General features: G+C 72.5%; 23 protein-coding genes and 2 riboswitches. Of the genes, 12 read left to right on the top strand and 11 right to left on the bottom strand.

Features of this window, described 5'->3' with window-relative positions; genetic code table 11:
• The first annotated feature begins 25 nt into the window (after window positions 1-25).
• Window positions 26-274, top strand: a complete 249-nt coding sequence (locus tag KUA19_RS27115) for a hypothetical protein (RefSeq protein ID WP_217400407.1) — start codon at window positions 26-28, stop codon at window positions 272-274.
• Between the two features lie 167 nt (window positions 275-441).
• Window positions 442-954: a hypothetical protein gene (locus tag KUA19_RS27120; RefSeq protein WP_308167680.1), complete on the top strand. Its 513-nt coding sequence runs from the start codon at window positions 442-444 to the stop codon at window positions 952-954.
• Here KUA19_RS27120 and KUA19_RS27125 read toward each other — a convergent pair whose 3' ends face one another.
• From KUA19_RS27125 to KUA19_RS27145, 5 genes are all read right to left on the bottom strand, one after another.
• Window positions 955-2,658, bottom strand: a complete 1,704-nt coding sequence (locus KUA19_RS27125) for a DEAD/DEAH box helicase (RefSeq protein WP_217400409.1) — start codon at window positions 2,656-2,658, stop codon at window positions 955-957.
• A 185-nt stretch (window positions 2,659-2,843) separates the two neighbouring features.
• Complete coding sequence (locus KUA19_RS27130; protein WP_217400412.1) at window positions 2,844-3,557, bottom strand: ABC transporter permease; 714 nt, start codon at window positions 3,555-3,557, stop codon at window positions 2,844-2,846.
• A 9-nt stretch (window positions 3,558-3,566) separates the two neighbouring features.
• Window positions 3,567-4,520: an ABC transporter ATP-binding protein gene (locus KUA19_RS27135; protein ID WP_372451857.1), complete on the bottom strand. Its 954-nt coding sequence runs from the start codon at window positions 4,518-4,520 to the stop codon at window positions 3,567-3,569.
• Entirely contained in the window at window positions 4,475-5,329 is an 855-nt protein-coding gene (locus KUA19_RS27140; RefSeq protein WP_217400414.1) for an ABC transporter permease, read from the bottom strand. The genes KUA19_RS27135 and KUA19_RS27140 overlap by 46 nt, the downstream gene beginning before the upstream one ends.
• Window positions 5,322-6,251 (bottom strand): ABC transporter ATP-binding protein, encoded by a 930-nt coding sequence (locus KUA19_RS27145; protein ID WP_217400416.1) that lies wholly within the window; start codon window positions 6,249-6,251, stop codon window positions 5,322-5,324. Before KUA19_RS27145 ends, KUA19_RS27140 begins: the two co-directional genes overlap by 8 nt.
• 241 nt (window positions 6,252-6,492) lie before the next feature.
• Here KUA19_RS27145 and KUA19_RS27150 point away from each other — a divergent pair, with 241 nt between their 5' ends.
• From KUA19_RS27150 to KUA19_RS27160, 3 genes are all read left to right on the top strand, one after another.
• Window positions 6,493-7,044 (top strand): hypothetical protein, encoded by a 552-nt coding sequence (locus KUA19_RS27150; protein WP_217400418.1) that lies wholly within the window; start codon window positions 6,493-6,495, stop codon window positions 7,042-7,044.
• An 86-nt stretch (window positions 7,045-7,130) separates the two neighbouring features.
• A complete protein-coding gene (locus KUA19_RS27155) occupies window positions 7,131-7,418 on the top strand; it encodes a hypothetical protein (RefSeq protein WP_217400420.1) in 288 nt (95 codons plus the stop codon).
• Between the two features lie 84 nt (window positions 7,419-7,502).
• Window positions 7,503-7,919, top strand: coding sequence for a GNAT family N-acetyltransferase (locus KUA19_RS27160; protein WP_308167682.1), 417 nt, complete (start codon window positions 7,503-7,505; stop codon window positions 7,917-7,919).
• A gap of 131 nt (window positions 7,920-8,050) precedes the next feature.
• Here the strand turns inward: KUA19_RS27160 and KUA19_RS27165 are convergent, their stop codons facing one another.
• Window positions 8,051-8,677, bottom strand: a complete 627-nt coding sequence (locus tag KUA19_RS27165) for a tetratricopeptide repeat protein (RefSeq protein ID WP_217400422.1) — start codon at window positions 8,675-8,677, stop codon at window positions 8,051-8,053.
• Between the two features lie 315 nt (window positions 8,678-8,992).
• On the opposite strand from KUA19_RS27165, the gene KUA19_RS27170 reads away from it, so the two are divergent.
• Complete coding sequence (locus KUA19_RS27170) at window positions 8,993-11,548, top strand: M91 family zinc metallopeptidase (RefSeq protein ID WP_217400424.1); 2,556 nt, start codon at window positions 8,993-8,995, stop codon at window positions 11,546-11,548.
• Window positions 11,549-11,574: 26 nt separating this feature from the next.
• Here KUA19_RS27170 and KUA19_RS27175 read toward each other — a convergent pair whose 3' ends face one another.
• From KUA19_RS27175 to KUA19_RS27195, 5 genes are all read right to left on the bottom strand, one after another.
• Window positions 11,575-12,192, bottom strand: a complete 618-nt coding sequence (locus KUA19_RS27175) for a hypothetical protein (protein WP_217400426.1) — start codon at window positions 12,190-12,192, stop codon at window positions 11,575-11,577.
• Window positions 12,189-12,773: a DUF3592 domain-containing protein gene (locus KUA19_RS27180; protein WP_217400429.1), complete on the bottom strand. Its 585-nt coding sequence runs from the start codon at window positions 12,771-12,773 to the stop codon at window positions 12,189-12,191. The genes KUA19_RS27175 and KUA19_RS27180 overlap by 4 nt, the downstream gene beginning before the upstream one ends.
• A 43-nt stretch (window positions 12,774-12,816) precedes the next feature.
• A complete protein-coding gene (locus KUA19_RS27185; RefSeq protein ID WP_217400432.1) occupies window positions 12,817-13,086 on the bottom strand; it encodes a hypothetical protein in 270 nt (89 codons plus the stop codon).
• A gap of 62 nt (window positions 13,087-13,148) precedes the next feature.
• On the bottom strand, window positions 13,149-13,622 hold the full coding sequence (locus KUA19_RS27190) for a hypothetical protein (protein WP_254550190.1): 474 nt from the start codon (window positions 13,620-13,622) through the stop codon (window positions 13,149-13,151).
• Window positions 13,623-13,636: 14 nt separating this feature from the next.
• Window positions 13,637-14,680: a prenyltransferase/squalene oxidase repeat-containing protein gene (locus KUA19_RS27195; RefSeq protein ID WP_217400434.1), complete on the bottom strand. Its 1,044-nt coding sequence runs from the start codon at window positions 14,678-14,680 to the stop codon at window positions 13,637-13,639.
• Window positions 14,681-14,779: 99 nt separating this feature from the next.
• Window positions 14,780-14,929: riboswitch (cobalamin riboswitch) on the bottom strand.
• Window positions 14,930-14,959: 30 nt separating this feature from the next.
• Window positions 14,960-15,090: riboswitch (cobalamin riboswitch) on the top strand.
• A gap of 102 nt (window positions 15,091-15,192) precedes the next feature.
• Here KUA19_RS27195 and KUA19_RS27200 point away from each other — a divergent pair.
• The 6 genes from KUA19_RS27200 to KUA19_RS27225 all read left to right on the top strand — a co-directional run bounded on the left by KUA19_RS27200 (window position 15,193) and on the right by KUA19_RS27225 (window position 21,875).
• A complete protein-coding gene (locus KUA19_RS27200) occupies window positions 15,193-16,521 on the top strand; it encodes a prenyltransferase/squalene oxidase repeat-containing protein (RefSeq protein ID WP_217400436.1) in 1,329 nt (442 codons plus the stop codon).
• Between the two features lie 47 nt (window positions 16,522-16,568).
• On the top strand, window positions 16,569-17,390 hold the full coding sequence (locus tag KUA19_RS27205; RefSeq protein WP_217400438.1) for a hypothetical protein: 822 nt from the start codon (window positions 16,569-16,571) through the stop codon (window positions 17,388-17,390).
• Window positions 17,383-18,504, top strand: a complete 1,122-nt coding sequence (locus tag KUA19_RS27210; RefSeq protein ID WP_217400440.1) for an energy-coupling factor transporter transmembrane component T — start codon at window positions 17,383-17,385, stop codon at window positions 18,502-18,504. Before KUA19_RS27205 ends, KUA19_RS27210 begins: the two co-directional genes overlap by 8 nt.
• Window positions 18,501-20,123, top strand: coding sequence for an ABC transporter ATP-binding protein (locus tag KUA19_RS27215; RefSeq protein WP_217400442.1), 1,623 nt, complete (start codon window positions 18,501-18,503; stop codon window positions 20,121-20,123). The genes KUA19_RS27210 and KUA19_RS27215 overlap by 4 nt, the downstream gene beginning before the upstream one ends.
• Window positions 20,120-20,917, top strand: coding sequence for an ECF transporter S component family protein (locus KUA19_RS27220; RefSeq protein WP_217400445.1), 798 nt, complete (start codon window positions 20,120-20,122; stop codon window positions 20,915-20,917). The genes KUA19_RS27215 and KUA19_RS27220 overlap by 4 nt, the downstream gene beginning before the upstream one ends.
• Window positions 20,918-21,116: 199 nt before the next feature.
• The gene (locus KUA19_RS27225; RefSeq protein WP_217400446.1) at window positions 21,117-21,875 is read left to right on the top strand and encodes a nucleotidyltransferase domain-containing protein; all 759 of its coding nucleotides are present in this window, start codon (window positions 21,117-21,119) and stop codon (window positions 21,873-21,875) included.
• Window positions 21,876-21,978 lie beyond the last annotated feature (103 nt).

Consider the following 21,978-nt stretch of genomic DNA (forward strand, 5'->3'; position numbering starts at 1 on the left):
CGTCGTTGATCGGTACATGACACATGTGAAGCGAATCGGTGCAGGTCTGCTCCTTGCCGGCGCGGCGCTGTCGCTGCCCACTCCGGCGAGCGCCGCCCCGGTGCCGGTGGAGACCCAGCACACCCCCGAGGCTGGCCTGCCCATCGTCGGTGACCTGCTCGGCAACCTGCCCATTCTCGGCTCTCTCCTGAAGGACCTGCCGCTAGCCGGTCCGCTGAACGGGCTCGGCGGGGCCGGTGGCGCCGGGCCGACCGGGCTCGGCGGGCTGTTCTGACCGATCCGTGGCGGGGGGGGGGGGGGGCGGGGGGGGGGGGCGCCGGGGGCGGCCGGCCCCGCCCCCCCCCCCCCCCCCCCCCCCCCCCCCACGGCCCTGACTCGTCCACAGGCCGCACCGAGCATCGGATCGGCCGGGTAGCCTGCTTGCCGACAGAGGGGGCGGCAGTGGACGACGACGGGCGGCGGGTGGCGCGGTCGCTCACGGCGTGGCTCGGTGACCTGAACTTCACCGGCAAGGACGCCGACCAGGTGACCCAGGTGCTGGTCGAGGCGGTGCTGGCGTGGGGGACCGCGCAGGGCTGGCGGGTATATCGCAAGGCCCGCAGCGTGGTGCCGCTGCCGCCGCCGTACGCGGACCGGCATTCGTGGGTCGACGTGGGCATCGGTCGACCCGACGGTCCGCCGGTCGTGGTCGAGATCGACCAGTCCGACCGGCGTCGCACCCTGGAGAAACTGCAGGCCGAGGCCGCCGCGGGACGGGTCGCGCTGTGGGTGCGCTGGGGCACCGGACGGTTCGTCGAACCGCCGGAGCCGGTGCTGCTGGTGCCGTTCCCGGTCAGTGCCGCGAGCGGACCGGGCGCGAAGCTGTTCTCGGCGCCGGTGCAGCAGCGGCCGGCGCCCGTGCACAGCGGGATCGACCTGGCGCAGTCGACCCAGGACGACCTGTTCGAGGGGTGACTACCAGCGTTCGCGGCGCGGCGCGCGGTCGCGGTCGCGGCGCACCGTCACCCGCTTGCCCTTGATCGTGGCGCTGCGCAGCGCGTCGATGACCTCGTCGGCCGCGCCCGCGGGCACCTCGACCAGCGAGAACCGGTCGGCGATCTCGATCGCGCCGATGTCGCGCCCGGACAGGCTCGACTCGCCCGCGATCGCGCCGACCAGGTCCTGCGGCCGTACGCCGTTGCGCCGTCCCAGCCCGACGAAGAGCTTCACCGCGCCCGAGGCGGGCCCACGGCTGCCGCCGCGACTGGGCTCGCGCTTGCGGTCGGGGCGCTCGGCCGCCTCGGACAGGTCCGGGATGACCTCGTCGTCGGGGGCGTTGCCCATCGCCTCGTGCGCGAGCTTCACCGCTGCGAGGGCAACCTCGACGATGTCGAACTCGTCGGCCAGCGTCTCCACCACCACCCGGAACTGCTCGTAGTCCTCCTCGAGCAGGCTCTCGTGCAGCGCGGACTTGGTCAGCTCCAGTCGGCGGGCGTGCAGGTCGGCGACGGTGGGGATCTTCTCCATCGTGATCCGCTGCTTGGTGACCCGCTCGATCGTCTTGAGCATGCGGTGCTCGCGCGGCTCGGCGAGGGTGACCGCGACGCCCTCGCGACCGGCGCGACCGACCCGGCCGATGCGGTGCACGTACGCCTCGGGCGCCGACGGCACGTCGTAGTTGATGACGTGGGTGAGCTGCTCGATGTCCAGGCCGCGGGCGGCCACGTCGGTGGCGACCAGCAGGTCGGCGGTGCCCGCGCGCAGGCGGCCCATGACCCGGTCGCGCTGCTCCTGGCTCATGCCGCCGTGCAGCGCCTCGGCCCGGTAGCCGCGCCCGTTCATGGTCTCGGTGAGCTGGTCGACCTCTTCGCGGGTACGGCAGAACACGATCGCGGCGGTGGGCGACTCCACGTCCAGGATCCGGCCGAGCGCGGCCGGTTTGTGCGAGCGGGCCACGACGTACGCGCTCTGGCGCACCTTCGGCGCCTCGCCGGGCGGGGTCGACGCGCGGCCCATCTGGATCCGGACCGCGCTGCGCAGATAGCGCTGCACCAGCCCGTCCACGCGCGAGGGCATGGTGGCCGAGAACAGCACGGTCTGTCGCTGCTCGGGCGTCTCCTGCAGGATCGCCTCGATGTCCTCGGCGAAGCCCATGTCGAGCATCTCGTCGGCCTCGTCGAGCACGACGGTACGCAGGTCGCCCAGCTGCAGCGTGCCGCGGCCGATGTGGTCGATGGCGCGGCCCGGGGTGGCCACCACGACGTCGACGCCGCGCCGCAGCGCCGCGAGCTGGCGCCCGATGGGCTGGCCGCCGTAGATGGGCAGGACTCGTACGCCGAGGTCGCGGCCGTAGCGGTGGAAGGCCTCGGAGACCTGGACGGCGAGCTCGCGGGTGGGCACCAGCACCAGCGCGACCGGGTCGAGGCTCTCGCGGTCCGGGCCGAGTTCCGCCCACCGCTGCAGCACGGGCAGCGCGAACGCGGCCGTCTTGCCGGTGCCGGTGGCGGCCTGGCCGAGCAGGTCCGCACCGGTGAGCAGCGGGCCGATGGCCTCACGCTGGATCGGGGTGGGCTCCTCGTAGCCGAGGGAGGTGAGGGCTTTGAGCAGCTCGGGGCGTAGGCCGAGGTCCTCGAAGGTGACGGTGTCGTCGGCCGTCTGCTGCGTCGGTTGCTCGGTCATGGCCCGCTTCCTGCTCTGCGATACGCGGTGGGCTTCCGGAACCCAGACAAACCGCCCCCGGAAGATCACTTTACTACAGCGCGTTTCCGACCCCGCAGGCGCCAGCCGGGCCGCGGTTTCGGGGAGACTGTACGAATTGTGCGCTCATTGTCGCACCCTCCCCGAAACCGCGGTCCGCATCCGGGTCAGCTCGTCTCGCCCGCCACGGAGAAGGAACGCAGCCGCTGGACGGCCAGCCACGTTCCGGCGACCGTGATCACCGCGCTCATCACCGCTGCCACGGTGGCTGAGATGGTGGTGCCGATCAGGGTGCTGCCCGAGATCTTCTGCGCGATCGCGATCACGTAGTGCTGCACCGACACCGAGCGGGTCCCGGCGACCACGTTGCTGAGCAGGCCCTCCCAGATGACCACGTACAGCAGGCCGAGCAGGACCGGGCGGCGGGTGACCACGCTCAGCGCCAGGAACAGCGCCGAGTATGCCAGGGCGCCGATCGCGCAGGCCGCCGCCAGCGCCGGTCCGAGGTCGGACAGGTCGGCGACGACCGCCGCGACGAACATCGGCACCGCGCTGACCACGCCGCTGACCAGCGTCGCCACGGCCAGTTTGGCCAGGATGATCCGGCTGCGGGGGATCGGCTTGGTGAGGATGTGCACCACCGTGCCGTCGTCGATCTCGGAGCCGAGCACCCCGGTGCCGACGATCAACGAGATCAGCGGCAGCAGCACCGCGACGCCCAGCCCGACCAGTACGCCCTGGGCGAGCTCGTCGGGCTTGGCGCCGATGGCCTTGCCGACCGCGGTGATGCCGATCAGGATCAGCGGCAGGGGCAGCAGGAGCAGGGACCGGCGGCGGCCGAGCAGGCCGCGCAGGGTGATCCAGGCGATTGTCAGGTTCATCGCGGGCTCCTAAGCCGAGACCAGGTAGGAGAAGACGCTTTCCAGCGACTCGTCGGACGGGACCAGCGCGCGTACGCGTACGCCCTGCTCCAGGGCGATGCGGGGCAGCGCGCGGGTGAAGGTGCCGTAGTCGCCCGCGTGCACGGTCAGCCCGTCCTTGCCCAGCGTCACCCCGGCCACCGACTCCGACGCCATCAGCGCCACAGCCAGGCGCCGGTCGTCGCTGGACCGGATCGCGAAGACGTGCGGCCGGTGCGTCATCAGCCGCCGGATGGTGCGGAAGTCGCCCGAGGCGGCCAGCCGCCCGGCCACGACCACCTGCACCGTCCCGGAGACCTGCTCGACCTCCTCCAGGATGTGCGAGCTGAACAGCACCGTGCGGCCCTGCTCGCCGAGGCGGTGCAGCAGCTCCATCATGTGCATGCGCTGGCGCGGGTCCATGCCGTTGAACGGCTCGTCCAGCAGCAGCACCGCCGGGTCGTGCACCAGCGCCGCGGCCACCCGCATCCGCTGCCGCATGCCCTTGGAGTACGTGCCCATCCGTCGGTCCTGCGCGTCGGTCATCTCGACCAGCTCGATCGCGCGCCGGGTGGCGGCGGCCGGGTCGGGCAGCCCGTGCAGGCGGGCGCTGGCCAGGACGAACTCGGCGCCGGTGAGGAAGCCGTACACGGCCTCGCGCTCGTTGACCAGGCCCAGTTGGCGGTAGATGCCGGGGTTGCGCCAGGTCGCGACGCCGTCGAGCAGCACCTCGCCCCGGGAGGGGGCCAGGAACCCGGCCATCATGTGCAGCAGCGTGGTCTTGCCCGCGCCGTTGGGGCCGAGCAGGCCGGTCACGCCGGGGCCGAGCGTCATGGTGACGTCGTTGACGGCCACGACGTTGCCGTACCAGCGCGAGACGCCACGCAGTTCGAGGTCGGTCACAGCGAAACCTTCCGGTAGCGCAGCAGGAGCAGCAGGGTGCACCCGGCCGCGAGCAGCACGGTCACGAGGGCGTAGAGCGGTCCGAAGGCGCCGATCTCCAGGCTCTGGGCGTGGTAGAGCCAGACGCGTACGCCCTCGGGCAGCAGGAACGGGCTGGCCAGTGGGGCGAGCTTGGCCAGGGTGCCCTCGCCGCCGAGCGAGACGAGCAGGCCGACCACGGGCGTGGTGACCATGAAGACGACCACGATCGCGCCCGCGGCGAAGGCGCGGCGGCTGGCCAGCGACGCGATCAGCACCGAGACGCTGCTGAACACCAGCGCGTAGACGGCGGAGACGACCCACCCGCCGAGCATGCCGCGCGCCTCGGCCCACGCCCCGGCGCCGGTCCCGGCGGAGAACGCCGAGCCGACGAACAGCAGCAGCTGCGGCCCGGCCATCAGCAGCCACGACGCGGTGAACAGGGCGGCCAGCTTCGCCAGCGCGTAGTCCGACCGCTGGATCGGGCGGGAGAAGTACAGCGGCAGCGTCTGGTTGCGCAGGTCGCGCGAGACCAGCTCCGGCGCGACCACGGCCAGGAACACCAGCACCAGCAGGCTGGCCACCGACGGCAGTTCCTGGTACGCCAGGAACGTCTCGCCGGTCTGCGCCTTGACCGCCACCGCGATCACGGCGAGCAGGGTGACCAGGCTGACCACGATCCACGGGAAGATCTTGGCTTTGGCGCTGCGGCCCAGCCCGAACGAGACCCGCAGCCCGTGCTCGAACAGCGACCGCGCCGCGTACGCGCGCCCGAGCCGGGCACCGGCGTAGCGCTGGTAGCCGATGTCGTGGATGACACTGGTGTCAGGCATTGGTCGCCTCCAGGGCGGTCGGCGTCGCGGTGGAGAACAGCTCGGCCACCCGGTGGCGGCGCTGGTCGAGCCGGTGCAGCGGCAGGTCGAGATCCGCGACGGTACGCAGGATCAGGTCGTAGGTGGCCTCGTCGTCCAGCGGCACCAGCAGCATCCGGCCCTCCGGAGTCACGCCGAGGCCCCGCTCGCGCAGGGCCGTGGCCAGCTCGTCGGTGCCCTCGGCGACCTCGATGGCCAGCACGTCGGTGCCGGTGGTCATCGCGTCGATACGGTCGGCGCGCAGCAGCCGCCCGCCCTCGATCGCGATCAGCGAGTCGCAGATCCGCTCGATCTCGCCGAGCAGATGCGAGCAGACCACCACCGAGATGCCGAACTCGGTGCCGATGCGCTGGATCAGCGCGAGCATCGCGTCCCGTCCGGCCGGGTCCAGGCCGTTGGTCGGCTCGTCGAGCAGCAGCAGGTCCGGGTCGTGCACCAGCGCCTGGGCGAGCTTGACGCGCTGCTTCATGCCGGTGGAGTAGCCGCCGATCTGGCGGTAGCGTTCCTCGTACAGGCCGACGTGGCGCAGCGCCTCGGAGGCACGCTCGCGGGCGACGGTGCGCGGCAGGCCGCTCATGCGGCCCATGTGCGTGACGAACTCGGCGGCGATCATGTCCGGGGGCAGGCAGTCGTGCTCGGGCATGTAGCCGACCCGGGCTCGCACCTGCTCGGGGGCCTTGGTCGGGTCCAGGTCGAGCACCCGCACCTCCCCGGTGGTCGGGGTCAGCAGCCCGAGCAATGTCTTGATCATCGTGGATTTGCCGGCGCCGTTGGCGCCGACCAGCCCGATGATGCCCGGCTCGACGGCCAGGGTCAGGTCGGACAGGGCGGTCACCCCGCCCGGATAGGTCTTGGTCAGCGAACGTGTCGCGATGAGGGGCACGCCCGCCAACCTAGCCTCGCGGCGCACCCCCGCAGATCAGGTGTTCACCCTGGCTTCGACCCTGAGACCGGCGGCGCGGACGAGGCATCGACGACGTGCACGCGTCACCGCGGTGATCGAGCACCTGCGGACCGGGACCCCACGTGAAGATCCTGTCAGGGGGCCGACCCTTCTCCTTTGTGGATGGACCTGACATTGTTGCCTGGTGACCGGGTTCGAGATGCTCACCGCTGTCGGCACCGTGTTCGGGATCGTCGGCGTGATCATCCAGGTGTACCAGCTGGTCAGCGACCGCAGGAAGAACCACTCGACGCCCCAGGGGCCGTTGCCGGTTCAGCATGCGCAGGACCGACCGCTGTTCACGCCTTCGGCCGCCGAGCCCGCGCCACCTGCCCGTTCGGGGTATCGCCAGCCGCCGCCCACCCAGCATGTTCCCGTCAACCAGCCGCCCCCCACCGCGCCGGAATCATTGCCCAAGACGACGGCCTGGACCGTCCTCGGCGCGGTCATCCTCGGGTTGCTGATGTTCAGCTCGTTCGGCTGGATCGTCAACTACGACGGGTTCGTCCAAGACTTCGGCGCCGGCAGGGCGCTGTCGGAACTACGCAGCATGGCGGCGATGCTGTCGATCGTCGTCATTTTGAGCGGGGTCCGCGCGACCCGTCGGCTCCTGCGGGACCGCGCCGCCGGAGGGACCACGACGTGGCTGCGCTACTACGCCTGGTTCCTGGCCACCGCCACGACCGCGGTAGCGCTGGTATCCGTTCACTTCCAGACCATCTTCGGGCTGTGATCTGCGAACCTGTTGACCGTCGGCTCATCGTCCAGGTACGTCACGCCCGGTCGGCCTCGGCCGCGCGCGGGCGTCATTCTGAAGGCATGGCGCAGGATGACGAGACCAGGGGAGTACGGGCGGCGATGTGCGCGGCGGCCGTCGAGGAAGGCTGGGACGCTGCGTTGGCGCAGCGGCTGGCTGACGTGGCCGTCCGCCGCTGGCGCAGCTTCGAGAGGCGTACCCGGCCGAACAAGCGCACCCCGCAGGCGCGGCTGCAAGATCTGATTCAAGGGCTACGGCAGGCCTCGCCCGTCGACGAGATCTACCTGGAGCCGGGCGATTTCGAACGGCTCGCCCCCCGATTCGCCGGACTGCTGGCCGAACTTCCTTGATGATCACCGGCAGCAGTACACCCGCTGTAGTTCGAAAGCCGGTCGAGGGTGTTGTGCGACCTGCCTTCGCTTAGACTCCGGCGGGTGATCGTGCGGAAAGCCGGTGTGGCGGAGGCGGCGGCGCTCGCCGAGCTGCGCGGCATCGAATCGGACAACTTCTCCGCGTACGCCGAATGGGTCGCCGCCCACGCCGAGACCCATCTGCCGTTCGTGGCCGAGATCGACGGGTACGTGATCGGCGTCGCCTGGCTGCATGTCGCGGAGCGGGTGCCGGGCACCAACGCGCTCGACCGGCGGTATGGCGACGTCCAGTCCGTGGAGGTGCGCGAGGCGTACCGCGACCGCGGCATCGGCACGGCGCTGATGGCCGCGATCCTCGACGAGGCCCGCGCCCGTGGCCTGCTGTTCGTCACCGTCCACTCCGGCCGTCGAGCGGTGGACTTCTACCTGCGCAACGGCTTCACCCACCATCGTCAGCTGATGCTGTGGGAGCCGGCCTGATGGCCTGGTCACCGCGTTCCTGCTTGCTTGCACGGACTTTAGCCAGCCGAAGGAGATCGGCGACCAACCTCCGGGTCCGATCCTGCACGTCAAGCGGAGGGCCTGCTGACGGCCGCGCATTCGCCGCGTGATCATGGCTGAAGATCGAACTCGTCGGCGAGCTCGTCGGCATAGGCGCGTACCAGGTCATCGCCGACGATCGCCACGAGCCGGAGAAGGTCGGTCGCCTCCTCGACGGCACCCTGATCCAACAGCATCAACGCGAGCAGGCACCGGCAGCGGTTCTCCGATGCCGCCGCGCCCTGCCGAAGCACGGCTTCTGCCTCATCCAGTCCATTCGGGGCGATGAGCAGGAGGGCACCGAGAATGGCCATGGCGTTCCGGTCGTCCGAACCCACCAGCTGACGGTGATGCTCGATCGCTCGATCGATCTCGCCCTGAGCGCGCAGGAAGGCCGCGTGGCTCAGCAACGCTCCTACGTCACCGGACTCGACGGCCTTCCTGTACAGCGAGCGGGCTTCGGCGAAGTCGCCCTGTTTCGCGCGCAGGGCGGCGAGAGGTGCCAGAGCCTGTACGGCACCCGCAGCGGCCACCTTCCGGTACACCGCCTCCCGGGCGTCGAGGTCCGTCCAGACGCCAGGCAGGTTGACGAGCCTTTTGAGGGCCTGGCGATCACCGTCCGCGGCGGCTCGGTGGTACAGAGCTGTCGCTATCGCGTGCCCGCCCGCGGCCCACTCGTGATCTGCAAGCGCGACCATGACGGCCGGAGCATGGCGTTGACTGACTCGGCGAAGAATGAACGCCCACCCCCCGGCGAGTTTGTCCCAAAGCCGATTCCACAGGCGATCGGCCAAGGCTGACCGTCGTGCTTGCGAACGCATACCGTCGATTCTGACAACCCGGTACACCCCGAAAGCCGGTGCTGCTGGACTGCGGTCGGAGGAGCGCCGGTGGCATGGCCGGATGCCGTCGAGTCAAGCGTCGGTAAGCCGACTTGGCGGCGATGGACGTGATTCACATCTGGTTCGTAGGCTGTGCCCGCCCGAGGACACACCTCGATGGAGGGACCTGCGATGCGGTGGTTCAAGACGACGGCGCGTGGGATCACCGCCGCATTGGCGTTCGGCTCGGCGCTGCTGGCCGCCGCACCCGCGTACGCCGCCGACGGCGGCCTGACGGTGACGGTGCGCGCCACCGACCCGCTCGCTCCAGTCGTCACCCTGACCAACGGCGGCACCGAACCGTGCCAGGTCGCCGCGACCGGCCTCGGCACGCTCACGATCACCGCGCTGACCCAGGACAACCGGTCCACGGCGCCGATCGTGTTCACCCCCGGGTTCGACGAGCCGCTCACCACGGTCATCGCCCAGCAACTGCGTACCCTCGATCCCGGCCAGTCGATCGACCTGAAACTGCAGGTCGTCCCGGCCGGCCCGACCGGCCACGCGCTGGAGGACATCGCCTACACCGGCCCGATCGCGACTACCGGGCTGCTCTACCCGGTCCGCGCCGGGATGCCGCTGGAGCTTTCCGTCACCTACGCGCTGCCGATCGCGGTCGAATCCGGGCCGCCGCCGTGTCAGGCCGCCGGTCCGAGCGGCGACGCGCCCCCGACCGCGCAGGCCGCGCCGCCGAGCACCGGTGATCGGCTGCTGTGGATAGGTGTCGCCGCCGGGGTGCTGGTGCTGCTGATCCTGGTGGTGTGGCTGCTGCGCCGCCGCCGGCGCGGGGCGGCCGTCGCCGCGCTGCTGCTGCTCGCGGCGCTGGGCGCACCGGGGTGGCAGCCGCGTGCGGCCGAGGCGGTGGTCCAGGTCGCCGACCCGGCCCTGCAAGGGGCGTACGACAGTTGCATCGCCACGCTGCAGCAGCCCGGCCACGACCCGGCCGGGATCCTGCCGACCCTGCTCGGCCCCGGGGTCACCGTGATCCTGGAGGCGCCGACCGACGGGGTCACCCACGAGGGCGGCGCCAGCACCAGCCTGATGATCATCTACTGGAACCCGGACGACCGCCACGCCTACGTCGGCAGCGGCGGCACCGCCGACCCGTGCACCTCGCTCTACCACGAGATGTACCACGCGTATGAGGACAGTCGCGGCGGACAGGACCACCACGAGTGCATCACCGCAGGCGAGCACCACACCAGTATCGGCATCAACGAGGTGAACGCGACCCGGGCCCAGAACCAGCTGCGGGCCGCGCTGGGCCTGCCGGAGCGCGACCACTATGGCACCCAGCCGCTGCCGACGGGGGAGTGTCGTCCGTCGCGTCCGACCGACCCGCGCTGCACCGGCAAGTGCCCGCAGTCGAAGGGCGAACCGCACCTGGTCACTCTCGCCGGGCGCCGCTACGACTTCCAGGCGGCCGGGGAGTTCATCGCGCTGCAGGATCCGGCGGGCGGGTTCACCGTCCAGGTGCGCCAGCGGCCGTATGGCGACTCGAAGACGTTGGCGGTGAACACGGCCGTGGCGATGGACGTGACCGGTGACCGGGTCGAGGTCGACCTGACGCCGACCGGGGTCGCGGTACTGATCGGCGGGGTGCCGCGCCCGGACACCACCTCCGGTCTCGACCACGGCGGCCAGGTGCGCATCGGTCAGCGCGAGGCCGGGCCGGTAGTGTCGGTGACCTGGCCGGACGGCTCGACCGTCTATGCGTACGCCGTCGCGAGCGTGGGCCTGAACCTCTCGGTCGACCCGGTGCCCGCGCACGCCGACGCGGTGGGCCTGTTCGCCGAGGAGCTGCGCACCCGCGACGGGGCCGCACTGCCCGGCGACGGCGAACCCTCGTACGAGGCGCTGTACCCGGCCTTCGCCGACAGTTGGCGCATCACCGATGCGACGTCGCTGTTCACCTACCCCGAAGGCCGGAACACGGCGACCTACACCGACCGCTCCTTCCCGCAGCGGGAGTCCGGCCCCGAACCCGACACCGCCGCCGCGAAGGAGATCTGCGCCCGGGCCGGCGTCACCGCCCCGGACGCCCTCGCCGACTGTGTCTACGACGTCAGCCACACCGGCCATCCCGCCTTCGCCGCGTCCGCGCTGGCAGGGCAGATTTTCGCGACGGGCCCGAAAGCCGGCGACACGGTCATGCTGCCCGCCACCGCCGATGTCTACCTCGGCGGGCCGGGCGAGGTGCCGTCGCTGCCCGGCGGCGCGGGCACCCGCCCGCTGACGCTACGGCTGAACGGCGCTGCGGTGGCGACGTTCCCGCTGGTCGAGGGCGAGCTCGGTCCGGCCGGCGGGGAACCGGCAGATGGCGCCGATGGCGGTACGCAGTTCCCGGACACCGAGATCACCGGCAGGAACGGCATCTCCGGGATCGTGCACCACAACCGGTCGCTGTTCCTGGTCGGAGTGTTCCTACCGGCGACCGCCTCGGCGCAGACTCCGGCCGCGGTGGACGTGACGGGACAAGGAGAGCTGGCGGAACTCAAGCCGAACCTGGGCGAGCTGTTCGCGATCGGCGACGGGCGCACCGGCGCCGGGGCGCTGCAGCGGTTCGTCGCCCCGGCGGGGGCGGGTTCGCTGGTCATCGGGTTCGCCGACGCCTCGTCGTTCCACGGCGACCCCGGCTTCTACGCCGACAACACCGGCTCACTGGCGGTGCGGGTCGACATCGGCTGAGGCGGAGTGCGCGGCACCCCGCCTCGCTACTCGCCCCTGGAGATCTTCACGCCCATGTAGGCGCAGACGGCCACGATGTCGACCAGGATGCCGAAGGCGACCAGCGGCGGCCAGTAGTGCCCGATCCGCAGCACGAAGACGTTGAACAGACCGATACCTGTGGCGAAGGTCAGCTGCTGGCCTCCGCCGGTGGGCTTGGCGGAGATCTCGGGGACGGGACGGCCGGAGTAGGCGGACAGGGCGGCGTTGAGGCGTCGGGCGGTCCGCTTGGTGTTGATCCAGTCGACCGCGATGCCCTGACCGCTCTTGAGCCTGATCACGAGCCCGCGCCCAGGCTCGCCGCCGCCCGGGTGCCAGCGGTGGTGCTCGAACCTGTCGATGCGGTCCCAAGCCACGGCGTGGTTCTCATAGTCAGCCACGACGTAGACCCCGGACGGGCCGTAGACGAGCTTCTGCGACGACATCAGGGTGAACACGAGGGCCCCAGACATCAGCGCGACGATGAGGCAGACGACCGCGGCGATCAGGGAACCGCTCAGGTGCAGCACCGCGGCGGGCGCGACAGCGAGCGTCACCAGCAGCAGCGAGCCGATGACCGTACCGGTGGCGGACCGGATCACCCGGGTGCTGGAAGACGCTGTCATTCACACACGACCCTGTTGCCGTCGACGGTGCATCCGTCGCCGCCGCGGAACGGGTCGAAGCCGCTGTCGCCGAAGCCCGGGGTCGAGTGGTCCACACCGTTGCCGAAGTCGTCGAACCCCTGCTTGACCGAGCAGGCGAAGGTGGCCATCAGCACGAGCACGATCACGCCGACGACGCCCGCGACGATGCCGCCTACGCCGCCGGAGCCCCGGCCCTGACCGGAGACGATCTCGATCTGGTCGGGCTTGTCGGGGTGGTAGCGGATCGGCACGGTGGTGCCGACGACGAACGAGCGGCTGCTGTCGGCGGGCCCGATCGCGGTGACCTCACCGTTCGGGCCGTGGTAGCGGATGACCGGGCGGAAGGTGAGCCTGCTGTGATGGTGGCCGTTGTGGTGGTGCGAGTGGGACTCCATCTGGTTGTCCACCACCGTGCCGGTGGTCTCCCGGCCGACCGTGCGCAGCTCCTGCGAGCGCGCCACCTTCTGCGCGCCCTGGATCGCACCCCACACGACCGCACCGCCGATGAGCAGCAGGATGATGAAGAAGAAGGCGAAGAAGGCCCCCGTAGGCATTTCCATGCTCGCGCACGGTAGTGGACGTCCGCAACGGCCGCTGCCCCGGTCACGGATAGCCCGCGCGGGCCGCCCGGATCAGGCAGATCGCGCACTTCCCGGCGTCCGCGCAGGTGCAGGCGGCGTCGGCGAGCACCGCGTCGACGGCGTCCAGGGCCGTGCGGGCGGTGCCCAGGGCATGGCTGACCTGCCGTACCCGGGCCAGGGCGGCGCCGACCTGGCGGCGGGACGCGTCGAGGCGTTCGTATTCGTCGGGGCTGAGCAGGATGAACTCTTCGCCGTCCAGGGTGGCGCGGCGCGGGGGCGGTGCTTTGGGCATACCCACTCGTGATTTCCATCCGGGTGGTCGGCGGCGGGTGACGCCGCCGACCACCTCACCGGTCAGGGGGCGGTGATGGACGGTGCCGCACCCGCGCCGAAGGCCCAGCCCTCGACGGTGCCCGGCGCCGGGTTGTAGCTGCTCGCGCCTGAGGAGCTGTACGTCCAGGCGGCGCCGTGCGTGCTGGCGTGCCAGTACGACCAGTACGCGGTCGCGGGCGGCGTGTTGACACAGGCCTGCTGCGCGGCGGTGGGCAGGCCGTTGATGCGGCACACGAACGCCAGGCCCCAGCGCGAGGTCCCGGCGACGGTGAACCCGGCCCCGGTCAGCGCGTTGATGCCGCTGGTCGGGTCGCCGGGAGCGCAGGCGGTGACGACGCCGCCGCCCAGCGAGGCGAAGTCGACGACCACGGTGACGCCGGTGCTGCCGGAGCAGGCGGCCGCGTGGGCGGCGGGAGCCTGCACCAGCACCGCGCCGGTCGCGACGGTGAGGGTGGTGAGCAGGGCGGACAGCGCCCGGCCGAAGCGGCGGTTCATCGGGATGGCCCCTTTCACGGGCAGGCGAGGGTGGGCGCGGTCGCGACGGAGCCCGCCGCGTCGAGGTTGGCGTAGCCGCGGCCGGTCAGGCCGAGCACGGCCTGCGCGGTCGCGCGCGGGCCGGTCGCCGGGTCGAAGACCCCGGTCGTGTACGAGATCGCGCCCCGGTCGGCGACCGCACCGGCGCAGCCGACCTGCAGCCCGCGCAGGAACACGCGCGCCTTCGCGGCCGCCACCAGGCGCCCGCTGGACTGCAGCGCCTGGGCCGCCAGCCCGGTGCTGTTGGCGTTCTCGACCCCGGCCGAGGCGAACCCGCCGTCGGACTGCTGCTGGGCGACCAGCCAGGACGCACCGCTGTTGGCGTGGGTGAGGTCGCCCGCCGCGCGCAGCGCCTGCACCGCCAGCGCGGTCGCGTCCACGTCGCTGACGCAGACCGGCTGGTCGAAGTAGAGCGGGAAACCGCCGTCGGCGCAGGCGGTCCCGGCCAGGTACGACACCGACGCGGCCGGTGCGCCCGCGGCCGTGCGGCCCAGCGCGATGACCGCCAGGGACTGGGTGAACCCGTTGCTGAAGTCACCCCACGCGGAGCGGTCGCTGAACCGGCCCGAGGGCGCCTGCAGGCCGCGCAGCCGGGTGATCAGGTCGACGCCCCCGAACGCGGCCGGGTCGGCGCCGGTGACCTCGGCGGCCAGCGCCAGCTTGGCCGTGGCCCCGGCGTAGGCCTCGGTGCCGTCGCCGACGTACCCGGTCAGGGTGCCGGGTTCGGCCAACCACGCCATGGCGGCGTCACGGTAGGTGCCGCCGGTCTTCGACGCGGCGAAGGCGAACACGGCGTCGATGGTGAGGCCCTGGTCGGGATAGGCGACGCCGTCGAAGACGACCTCGAAACGCTCGCCGTCGACCAGCTGGCGAGCCAGCCAGCCCGCGGCCGCGTCGGCCCGGTTGAGAGTGGGGCTCGCCGCGGCGGGTACGGCCGTGACGAGCAGGGTGGCGAGGGCGATCGCGAGGCCCGCGCCGATCCGGCGCACTCGGCGGCCCGGAGGATGAAGGGGGGACATGGCACTCCTTGAGGGGCGCCATGGGAACGACGTGCCTCGACCCGGCCTTCGCGCGACGCGGAGCGAAGCGGCCGAGCCCAAGACGCGTGGACGGAATCCGCAGGTGGAACGCCACCGGAAGGTTTTCGGGCTCGGTACGCGAAGGCTCGCGTCCCATACCGTTGCGCGTCAGCCCCGGGCTCACACCGGGTTCCCCTACGCGATGACCCCATCACGCTATGCCATGCCTCCGGTTTCGCGCGAGTTGCGTACGTGACACCACCCTCGCGTTGACGCCCGCTGACCCCGTGTGGTCGGATGGGCCCGTTCCAGCGCATCAGGGGAAGCCGGTCGAAGCCCGGCACTGGCCCGCAGCCGTAGGTCCTCTTTGGAGGACGAGTCGGAATACCTGGTTGGAACGCACCACCCCCCAGCGTCGTCGTGGTCCACGGCGCGGAGCCTGAGCACCCCGGGGCAGCGTTTCCGCGGGCGGTCGGTGTCCGCGCCAGCGCCGCTCATCCCGGGAGACATCAATGCCCGCACCCCGCTCGCGCGCCGCCGCAACCCTGCTCGCGGCCGTCGTCGCCGCCTTCACCGTCGCGGCGCCCGCCGTCGCGGCCGGTCCGACTCCGAGCCCGACTCCGTCGCTCAGTGCGACGTCAAGCCCGTCACCCGATCCGGCCGTGAGCCCGTCGGGCAGCCCGGCTCCGAGCCCGTCGACGAGCCACGACCCGGGCGGCGAGCCGAGGGCCCTCGCCGAGTCCACCCCGGACCTGGCCAAGGGGGTGGCGTACCTGCGCGCCCCGGCCAACCTCAAGGACGGCCGCTACTACGAGTCGTTCCCCGGGTTCCCCGACTTCGGGCTGAGCATCGACGGCGCGTACGCGCTGGCCGCGACCGGTGCCGACGACGCGAAACTGCGCGCGATCACCGAGTTCATCCGCACCGGCGGGGTCGTGGGCGACGGCGGTTTCACCGTCGACTCCTGGCTCGGCATCGGCACCGAGTGGGCCTCGGGCGGCTCCATCGGCAAGGTCGCGCTGCTCGCCCAGGTCACCGGGTACGACCCGCGCGCCTTCGGCGGTCACGACCTGATCGCCGCGCTGAAGCAGGTCACCTGCACCGGCGCCGACGAGGCCACCGGCTGCGCCGGACCGGGCAACTACACCTGGTCCGCCTCGGTGTTCTCGCAGGCCCTGGGCGTGCTCGCGCAGCTGCGCGCCGGGCAGGCCGCCGACGCGACCGGCCCGCTGGAGTTCCTGCTCGGGCTGCAGCGGTCCGACGGCTCGTTCCCGAGCCTCATTCCGGCCGCCGCGCAGGACCGGGACGTGGACAGCACCGCCATCGCCGCGATGGCCCTCGACCTCGCGGGCGGTCACGAGGCCGCGCTCGAGAAGGCCCTGGCCTGGATCGCCGGGCAGCAGAAGGACCACGGCGGCTTCCCCGGCGCGGCCGGCGACTCCACCAACTCCACCGCGTTGGCGGTGCAGGGGCTGTCGCTGCGCGCCGACACGTACGCCGCCCAGCTCGGCAAGGCGCGGGAGTTCCTGGCGGGGCAGCAGAACGGCGACGGCGGGTTCGACGTGGCGCTCGGTGCCGAAGGCTCGGACCTGCGCGCCTCCACCCAGGCGGTCTGCGGCGCCACCGGCGTCTCGTTCGGCACGCTGCTGCGTGACGTGCACGCGCTGCCGGGCGGTCCGGCGTCGCCGTCGCCGTCGCCGTCCGGCGATGGCGGGCCGGGCCTGCCGGTCACCGGCTTCCCGCTGGTCGCGACCGTGGTGACGGCGCTGGTGCTGATCGTGGTGGGCGCGATGCTGCTGGTCGGGTTCCGGCGCCGCGCCGCCGCTGGTGGTGGACGGTGAAGTCCCGGGACTCACACGGGTGGGGTTGTGCGCACAACCCCACCCGTGTGAGCCGGGTCGGGGCGGTACTGCTGGCCGTGGTCGCGGTGCTCGCCTGGGGTGCGCCCGCGCTGGCCAAACCGCAGCCGATCGGGCAGTGCACCACGAGTTCCGGGGTGATCCTGGCGGTCGACTTCAGCCACTGGGGTGGGCCGCTGCTGCGCGCCTGCGGCACCACTCCGACCACCGGATACCAACTGCTCAACCAGGGCGGGTGGCGGACCGCGGGGACGCAGCACGACGGGCCGGGTTTCGTCTGCCGCATCGGCTACTCCGGTTACCAGGGCGGCAGGCAGTATCCGACCTCGGCGACGGAGAAGTGCGTGCTGACGCCGCCGGCCTCGGCGTACTGGTCGTACTGGCATGCCGACCCGGGGCAGAACTCGTGGTCGTACTCGCAGCTGGGCGCCATGAGTTACCACCCGAAACCGGGCAGCGTCGACCTGTGGACCTTCGGCGCGACCGATGTGGACGGCGGCCAGGGCAGGCCGAAGTTCAGCCCGAACAGCGTCCGTGCCCGCAACACGAGCCCGGTCGGCGGGTCCAGCCCGAAGCCGAAACCGACCCCGGCCCGTCCTGCCACCTCCGCCGCCGCGCCGGCCCCCAGCCCGTCGATCTCGGCGCCCTCGCCGAGCGTCTCCACGAGCGAGGCCGCGTCAGCGGTGCCGACTGAGGAGGTGCCGCCGATCGTCGACGCGGCCCCGACCACGGCCGCCGCCGCGCAGGACTCGGGCACGGCCACGCCGCTGCTGGTCACGGTCGCGATTCTGCTGCTGCTCGGTGCCGCTGCCGCACTCGCGGTACGCCGCAGGCGCACCGGCGATGAGTAGCCTCGCCGCGGCACGGCTGCCCCGGCCGCTGCACCCCGTCGCGTGGTGGCTGTGGGCGCTGGCCCTGGCCGCCGCGGCCAGCCGCACCGGCAACCCGCTGCTGCTGGCGCTGATCTTCGCGGTGCTCGGCCTGGCGGTGACCGTACGCCGCGGCGACGCCCCCTGGGCCCGCGCCTTCGGTTACTACCTGCTCCTCGCCCTGTCCGTGATCGTGATCCGGGTGCTGTTCCGGGCTGTCTTCGCCTCCGGCACCGGCCCCGACGACCACATCCTGTTCACCCTCCCGCACCTGCCCACCCCCGACTGGTACGCGGGCATCCAACTCGGCGGACCCGTCTCGCTGGAGGCCGTGCTGTCGGCCGCGCTGGACGGCCTGCGGCTGGCCTGCCTGCTGTGCTGCATCGGCGCGGCCAACACCCTGGCCAACCCGAAACGGGCCCTGCGCGTGCTGCCCGGCGCCCTGTACGAGCTGGGCGTCGCCGTCACAGTCGCGCTGACCGTCGCCCCGCAGCTGGTCGAGAGCGTGCAGCGGGTCGCCCGCGCCCGACGCCTGCGTGCCGGACGGACGAAGGGCCTGCGAGCCCTGCGCGCGATCGCGCTGCCGGTGCTGCACGACGCCCTCGACCGGTCACTGCGCCTGGCCGCCGCGATGGACTCGCGCGGCTACGGCCGCACCGGCCCGGCCACCCGAGCCTCGCGCCTGGCCACCGGCGCACTGATGCTCACCGGCATGACCGGCCTGTGTGTCGGGGCGTACGGCCTGCTCGACCCCACCGTCCCCGGCGGGGTCGGCGTCGGCGGGTTCGCCGTCGGGGCGGTGCTGTGCACGGGCGGGCTAATCCTCGGCGGCCGCCGGGTCTCCCGCAGCCGCTACCGCCCCGACCCCTGGCAGTGGCCGGAATGGACGGTCGCCGTCGGTGGCCTGACCACCGCGGTCGTCCTCGCCGCCGCGACCGGCTACGACCCGGCCGCGCTCGGCACCGGCCCGCTGCGCTGGCCGACCCTGCCCGTGCTGCCCGCCGCCGCCATCCTGCTGGCCGCCGTGGCCGCGCTCGCCGCGCCGCCGCCACCGCCGCGCCACCGGCCCGCCGTGCTCGCCGGAGCGTTGCGGTGATCCGATTCGACCACGTGTCCGTCACCTACGACGGCGCCACCGCGCCGGTGCTGCGCGACGTCGACCTGCGGCTGGACGAGGGCGAACTGTGCCTGGTCGTCGGGCACACCGGCACCGGCAAGTCCACCCTGCTCGGCGCGATCAACGGGCTGGTCCCGCACTTCACCGGCGGCACCCTGTCCGGCCGGGTCACCGTCGCCGGGCGCGACACCGCGAAGCACCCGCCACGCGAGCTGGCCGACCTCGTCGGCGTCGTCGGCCAGGACCCCGTCGCCGGGTTCGTCACCGACACCGTCGAGGAGGAGCTGGCGTACGGCATGGAGCAGCTGGCGCTGGACCCGAAGGTGATGCGCACCCGGGTCGAGGAGGCGCTGGACCTGCTGGGCCTGGCCGAGCTGCGGCACCGGGGCCTGCACCAGCTCTCCGGCGGGCAGCAGCAGCGCGTCGCGATCGCCGCCGCGCTGACGGCCCACCCGCGCGTGCTCGTGCTCGACGAGCCGACCTCGGCGCTGGACCCGACCGGGGCCGAGGACGTGCTCGCCGCGATCACCCGGCTCGTGCACGATCTCGGCATCACCGTCGTGCTGGCCGAGCACCGGCTCGAACGGGTCATCCCGTACGCCGACCGGCTCCTCCACCTGCCCGGCGACGGCACCGTGACCTGCGGCGACCCGGCCGCGCAGCTCGCCGCGTCGACCGTGGCGCCGCCCGTGGTCGAACTGGCCCGCCACGCGGGCTGGACCCCGGTCCCCCTGTCCGTACGCGACGCCCGCCGCCACGCGTCCGCCCTGCGCGACCGGCTGCCCGCCGATCCACCCCCGCCTCGCACCAGCCACGCCACCACGGAGAACGAACTGGCGGCGCGGGGGGTGATCGTCCGGCACGGGCCGGTGGTCGCGGTCCGGGGCGTGGATCTGGCGCTGTGCCGGGGCGAGGTGACCGCCCTGATGGGACGCAACGGGTCGGGCAAGTCCTCGCTGCTGTGGGCGCTGCAGGGGGCGGGGCGTCGCGACGGCGGCTCGGTCGCGGTGCGCGACGGCTCGGGGCGTACCGACCCGAAGCAGGTGTCCGCCGCCCGTTCCCGCACCCTGGTCGGTCTCGTCCCACAGGCCGCGACCGACCTGCTCTACCTGGAGACCGTCGGCGCCGAACTCGACCAGGCCGACCGCGACGGCGCCACCCCCGGCACCGCCCGGACGCTGCTGGACACCATCGCGCCCGGTATCGACCGGGCCGCCCACCCGCGTGACCTGTCCGCCGGGCAGCAACTCGCACTGGTGCTGGCGGTGCAGTTGGCCGTCACGCCGGGTGTGCTACTGCTCGACGAGCCGACGCGCGGCCTGGACTACCGCGCCAAGCGGGCCCTGGCCACGACGGTCGACGAACTCGCCGCGCGGGGCCACGCCGTGGTCGTGGCCACCCACGACGTCGAGTTCGCCGCGCTGGCCACCGACCGGGTCGTGGTGATGGCCGACGGGGAGATCGTCGCCGACGGACCGGCCACGGCGGTGCTCACCGCGTCGCCGTCGTTCGCGCCGCAGGTGGCCAAGATCCTGGCCCCGGCGCCGTACCTCACCGTCGGGCAGGTGCGGGCCGCGCTGGGGGAGGAGGGGGTATGAGCACAGCCCGCGCCGTACGCGTGCCCGCCCGCGCCGCCGCCGTGATCACGATGGCGGCGCTGCTGGGGCTGGTCGCGTTCTTCTGGCCGTTCGTGGTCGCACCCGGACGGTTGGGTTCCACCCAGACACCGCCGCTGCTGTTCGGGGTGCTGCTGCTGGTGGTGCTGGCGGTGGTGCTCGCCGAGATCGCCGAGAAGCGGATCGACGCCAAGGCGCTGGCCATGCTCGGGGTGCTTTCGGCGGTCAACGCGGCACTGCGGCCGCTGGGCGCGGGCACGGCCGGGATCGAGACGGTGTTCTTCCTGCTGGTGCTGGCCGGGCGGGTGTTCGGGCCCGGGTTCGGGTTCACCCTCGGCTGCACCTCGCTGTTCGCCTCCGCGCTGCTCACGGGCGGGGTCGGACCGTGGATGCCGTACCAGATGTTCGGCTGCGCGTACGTGGGGATGCTGGCGGGACTGCTGCCCCGGGTCCGGGGCAAAGCCGAGATCGCGATGCTGGCCGGGTACGCCGCCGTCTCCGGCTACCTGTTCGGGTTTCTGCTCAACCTGTCGTTCTGGCCGTTCTCACTGGACCCGAACAGCTCCATCGCGTATGAGCCCGGCCTGCCGCTGCTCGAACAGCTCCAGCGCTACCTGGTGTTCTTCACCGTCACCTCGCTCGGCTGGGACACCGGCCGCGCCGTCACCACCGCGATCCTGGTCGCGCTCACCGGTCCGGCGGTGCTCGGGGCCCTGCGCCGCGCCGCCCGCCGCGCCAACTTCCACGCCGACCCGGCCTTCCATCCGCCACCCTGACCAGGCCGTCCGGCGGCTCGATGCCGAGGCGATTCCGGCCCGTCCGCACCGGCAGGCCCCTGTGCCTGCGGGAACCGACCTCGGGCGATCGCACCTGGCTCTGTGCCGGCGGCCACACCTCATTTGGTGTAGGCACACCTCATTTGGTGTAGGCACACGCTGCGAGGTGTGGCTGCCGTGCGCGGTATCGTTGCGGTCCGTGAACGATCTTGTACGGCGATTGGCCCGTGTCCACGGCGTGGTGGCGGTGGTGCTCGGCGGAAGCCGGGCGCGGGGCGAGCACCGGCCCGACAGCGACTACGACTACGGCCTGTACTACCGCGGGGACCTGGACGTCGACGCGTTGCGGACGCTGGCGGCCGAGGTCGCGACCAAGCACGACGTGTACCGTCCGGGCGACTGGGGTCCGTGGGTGGACGGCGGGGCCTGGCTCACCGTCGACGGGCTGGCCGTCGACTGGATCTACCGTGACCTGGACCGGGTGCGGGCCAGCTGGATTGACTGCCAGGCGGGCCGCTACACGGTGGGCCAGCAGCCCGGCCACCCGCTCGGCTTCTACAGCCACGCGTACGCGGGGGAGGTGGCGCTGTGCCAGGTGCTCGCCGATCCGACCGGTGCGGTGTCGGCGCTGCGCGAGCAGGCGCGGGACTATCCGCGCCCGCTGGCCGACGCGCTGGTCGCGGGCCTGTGGGAGGCGGACTTCATGATCGGGGCCGCGCGCAAGGCGCCGCTGGACCGGGTGTACGTCACCGGCTGCCTGTTCCGTGCCGTCGGCGTCATGGCGCAGGCCCTGCACGGCCGGGCGGGCCGCTGGACGATCAACGAGAAGGGCATCGTGGCCGCTGCGGCGAAGCTGGACATCGCCCCGCCGGGGTTCGCCGCCGCGGCCGAGGCTGCCGTCACCGACGCCGACGCGGCGGCCGCGCTGTTGGGCCGGGTGCGTGCCGCGACCCGCTGATCCGGCTGACGGGCCGCAGAGTTAACACGCGGTTCGATGCCAATTTACATCCATAATCTTCCATTGTTCGTACTCGCGCGCAACGATGACGCTCGATCGTCAC

Origin of the sequence: Catellatospora tritici, assembly GCF_019083965.1 — a bacterium.
In the GTDB taxonomy this organism is placed as follows: Bacteria; Actinomycetota; Actinomycetes; order Mycobacteriales; family Micromonosporaceae; genus Catellatospora; species Catellatospora tritici.